Origin of the sequence: Parabacteroides sp. TM07-1AC, assembly GCF_003480915.1 — a bacterium.
Classification (GTDB): Bacteria; Bacteroidota; Bacteroidia; order Bacteroidales; family Tannerellaceae; genus Parabacteroides; species Parabacteroides chongii.
Window position 1 is genome coordinate 1 of record NZ_QUKD01000024.1, and the last position, 3,856, is coordinate 3,856.

A 3,856-nucleotide genomic window follows, 5' to 3' on the forward strand; every position below is an offset into this window, starting at 1 on the left:
CATCCAATGTGAGGTAGAAGCGGAAAGTGCTCCACGACTCCACCTCGTAGCTGCCTGCCACGGGGTCGGTCGCGGCACCCTCCACCGAAGGGAGGGAGACGGTGTAGTAAACCGGCGTCGGTGAGGGTGGCGGCGTGGGATCCTGGTAATTGAAGTCGGCACTCAGCCACAGGTCGGCATCAGGCATTTCGATCGTGTTGCCGGAAAGGACTTGCAGGTTGTCGGCACTGCTGCCGGAAAGGTATCGCGAGAAGCGGTAGTTGGTGTTTTCGGCATACGCAAGTGTCAGGGAGGTGCCGGGACGTATCCTGGTGTCGTTGGGCACGTCATTTCCGTCCTGGTCGCTTACCGTCAGGGTTCCTCCGGTGGGGGAAACGATATGGAGCTTCGGGAAGGCAGACAGATAGTCTTCCGCCAGCAGCGACGGCTGCTGCCCTTCGGGCCAGGAGTCATAGCTGATACCGCCTTGATTCTCCATCTTCATCTTTAGCTTCGGAAGGTTGCCGTCGTCGCTTATATCCCAGCTTTCACCCCAGCCATTGTCTTTCAGATCATCAAGAAAGGTCTCCAGGTAGGTGGGGGTACCGTCGGAACCGTATAGGTTGTCCTTAGAGTTGCAGTTCGTCTTTGTGGAGGCATAGTTAGCAGAAGAGGACACATCACGACTTAGCTCCCCGGTTATCCGACCGCTATATTTTTGGTCTCCCGTTATCTCCGAATTCAAGGCCAGGTTATATGAAAGAGTTTTCTCAACAGACATGCTCCCGCAGATACCGCCGGCGTAGTTATAACTACCTACCGCCTCCACAGCTCCCGTGGCATAGGTACGGGAAAAAGTGTTATCAATAGAGCCTTTTCCCGCAATGCCGCCGGCATAGTTTGGATAATTTTGTTTTTCCGCCTTTACCTTTACATCGACAGTAGCATAGCAATCCGAGATATCACCGGCAACGTGTCCCACTATACCGCCGACCTTGAACGCAGCTCCAGAAGATGATGTAGCCTCTACCACTCCCTCTCCCGTCACATAGCAGTTGAAGATATATTTAGCCAGTCCGGCTATTCCTCCGGCATTGGCATCCGCTGACCCGGAATAGACAATATGTACTCCCTCCTTCGCCAGCCACACACCCAGGTTGCAGAGGGTTCCATCAGGCGTATAGCCGAACAAACCGGCATAGGCAGTATACTTGTCACTGCCTTCCACGTACACTTTCAGCCCCTTCACGCAATGTCCCTTGCCGTCGAAATTGCCTTTGAAAGGGTTAACCGTCCCTATCGGCGTCCAGTAATACGGCGACAAATCAATATCAGCCGTAAGGATGAAGTACTTGCCTTCGTAGCCATTCGCCTTTCCGTCATCCGCCGTCCCGCCATTCACCTTCCCGTCATTCTCCTTCCCGTCATTCACCTGTTTTGCCAAATAAGCCAGTTGGGCACGGTTTGCTATCTGGTAGGGGTTTTCAAGGGAACCGTTGCCACCATCGAAGCCTTTGGCTATCAGATACCGGGTGGCATCGAGCAAGGGTTGAGGGGTATAACCGTTGCCGGTAGGCCAGTCGGCGTAAGTGGGGTTACCATCTTGATCCACCCCCTCTTGTATCTTTAATTGCGGCAGGTGCGTGCCATCACCTGTATCCCAGCCATTGCCCCAGGTAATCACAGTACCAAAGTTACCAAGATCAACCTCGGGATTGCCATTCACATCACTGTCTGCACCGCCGCTTACCAAGTTCCCGTTTACCTGTATCTCGGGGGAGGCGTAGTTGCCGGTGAGAGCTAAATCACTCTCCTTTTTACCAACTATCCGGTTACTATATGAGCTGCCTCCTATTATCCGTCCATTGACGGCCAAACTGTTTGTGAGTGTGCCCGACGTCAGCAAAAGTCCGCAGATACCGCCGGCGTAAAATTTATAATCTCCTGTTCCCGTTTCAACATCCCCCGTGGCATAGGTGCAAGAGATCGTTGAATTAGAACCACCACCATACCCGACAATACCACCAACATAAACCATACCTTCAGATTCTACCTTTACATTTACAGTAGCATAACAATTAGTAAGCGAACCATCAGAGTTAAGATATCCTACGATCCCACCGACATAGGTAGTATAAAAGTCTCCTGAAATACTTGCCTCAATAGCCCCCTCTCCCACTACATAGCAGTTAAAGATTTTATGAGCGTGCCCGGCTATTCCACCGACATAAGTACCACCCGTCGAATTTGCCTGTATCCCCGCATCCGCCAGACGGACACCCAGGTTACGGAGGATTCCGACATACGCATAGCCGAACAAGCCGGCATAGGCATTCCCACTAACGGTTTCGACCTTCATCATCTTCAGGCCGTTCACACAATGCCCCCGGCCGTCGAAATTACCTTTGAAAGGACAAGTACCCTCCCCTATTGGCGTCCAATCATAATCCGACAGGTCGATGTCGGCAGCGAGGGCGAAGTAATAGGACATAAAGCCTCCTGCTTTATCTTTATCGGTCGGATTGATCGATTTGCCGTCACCATAACTGATAGATTCGTTGCTATTCACCTGCTGCGCGAAGTAGGCAAGCTCTTCGGCGGAGGCTATCAGGATGGCTTTCTCCCAGCTAGTGCCGTCGCCACCACCCGTGTTTGCCAGCTTATCCACGCCATTTAAATGGTCTTTCCAGTAGGTAGGCTCGGCGGAACTATCCTGCCCTGCCGCCATCGGGGCGAAGAGACAGAGGAAGAACAGGGCCGCCAGGAGGCGGCAGACTGTTTGTCGGTAAGTTGTTATCGGTTTCATAATCTATCTTATTGGTTTTGTTTATTATTTATAACGTATAGGAAACGGTAGCACAGATAGAGGAAATGCAGGAGTTCAGAACCGTAGAACTCTCCGTCTTGACCGATTCCCAGGTTTTCATTACTCGTATCGCCATTTCCACAAAATCGAATGTTCTCGTTGTAAATTTGCCATATATTGTCATCTCTATTTGCCTTTCCGAATACCTCTAAACAATACTTCTTCCAGGTATTCAGATCGTCTTTGTCGAAAGGATAATACTCGGCACCCTTACCTTCGCCTTTAGGGGCGGTTCCGTCAGGTCTTTCGCCCGGCTTTCTTCTGAAACGGTTCACGTAAGGTTCCGCCAGGTCGATACAGAACTTTACGAATTGGGTTCTGCTGTCCGGCACGTAGTTGCCTGCCAGGTATTTATAGCATTCATACAGGGTTTCGCAATACTGGTATTTGTAGAAGGTCTTATCGTAGCCGATCTTATCATACTCTTTTTCGGGAGTTTCCGAATACCGATCGTTGCATGGCTGCATGATGTCGAAGATCAGCCACGACTTGCCGGTATATACAAAGGAGATGTTTGCCATATCGTAACCGCGCACCTGGAAGATGGGCATTTCGTCGTGTACCCGGAATACGCCGTTCAGATGGTTGTTGCAGCCATTGTTCCAGAGGCTGGGATGGACGGTGTAGTTTCCGTTGTATGGTTCTTCCAGGAAGTGGTATTCAGCCTGGCTCCAGACTACTACTTTTTCATCCTTGGCTTCGTTATCATAGTGTTTGTATACAACACAATTGCCGTCGCCCGTATAATTGGGCGATACCACTTTCTCGAGCGTGGTATCGCCCAGCAGGATATATTGCGCATTATTGCTTTCGATGGTGAAAGCGGTAGCCTCCGACCGGCTGCCGGTAGGGTTGTTGCTGATAAATGTTTTCTCTTCCATGATATGTTGTTTTTAGTTGTTTATGTCATAACGGACTATTTTACCGCCACCTTTCGCACCGTCGCACCGACTTGTACGATATAGATATTCGTCGGCAATTGCCGACGGTTCAGTCCCGGGACTGAACGGA

At 50.7% G+C, this 3,856-nt stretch carries 2 protein-coding genes; both read right to left on the reverse strand.

Annotated elements, in window-relative coordinates; all coding sequences use genetic code 11:
- A partial coding sequence (locus tag DXD68_RS23920; protein ID WP_317127533.1) for a GLUG motif-containing protein occupies nucleotides 1–2,785 on the reverse strand: 2,785 nt, incomplete at its 3' end.
- Between the two features lie 8 nt (nucleotides 2,786–2,793).
- Entirely contained in the window at nucleotides 2,794–3,726 is a 933-nt protein-coding gene (locus tag DXD68_RS23925) for a hypothetical protein (protein WP_122363921.1), read from the reverse strand.
- Between the last annotated feature and the right edge of the window lie 130 nt (nucleotides 3,727–3,856).